Raw genomic sequence first — 675 nt, forward strand, 5'->3', positions numbered from 1 at the left:
TCCAGACGGGCCCTATTTGTAAACATCTTTGATAGTGTACAACATCAACGATCAGATATTAATCATACATCCAGAGTACACATATACTCCTGAGAAGTCGATTTTCATGTGTTTACTTGCCGGGCACAAAGTTGGTGGCGAAGGCCCACGCGTTGTTGTTGACAGGGTCGGCGAGGTGGTCAGCGAGGTTCTCCAGCGGACCCTTACCAGTGACGATGGCCTGCACAAAGTATCCAAACATGGAGAACATTGCAAGGCGGCCGTTCTTGATTTCCTTCACCTTGAGCTCAGCAAACGCCTCCGGGTCGTCGGCTAGGCCAAGGGGGTCGAAGCTGCCACCGGGGTAGAGTGGGTCGACGATCTCCCCGAGCGGGCCACCGGCGACGCGGTACCCCTCGACGGCGCCCATGAGCACGACCTGGCAAGCCCAGATGGCAAGGATGCTTTGAGCGTGGACCAAGCTAGGGTTGCCGAGGTAGTCGAGGCCGCCCTCGCTGAAGATCTGGGAGCCCGCCTTGAACCAGACTGCCTCGCCGAACTTGACGCCGTTGCGAGCGAGCAGCTCGGGGAAGACGCAGCCGAGCGCGCCGAGCATGGCCCAGCGGCAGTGGATTACCTCGAGCTCGCGGTTCTTGGCGAAGGTCTCCGGGTCGGCGGAGAGGCCCGCGGTGTCCC

General features: G+C 60.0%; 1 protein-coding gene. It reads right to left on the reverse strand.

Annotated elements, in window-relative coordinates; all coding sequences use genetic code 11:
- Positions 1–112: 112 nt before the first annotated feature.
- On the reverse strand, positions 113–675 hold a 563-nt coding region (locus IE219_RS32730; protein ID WP_189983731.1), incomplete at its 5' end, for a chlorophyll a/b-binding protein.

The organism is Streptomyces termitum (assembly GCF_014650175.1).
GTDB classification, from domain to species: domain Bacteria; phylum Actinomycetota; class Actinomycetes; order Streptomycetales; family Streptomycetaceae; genus Streptomyces; species Streptomyces termitum.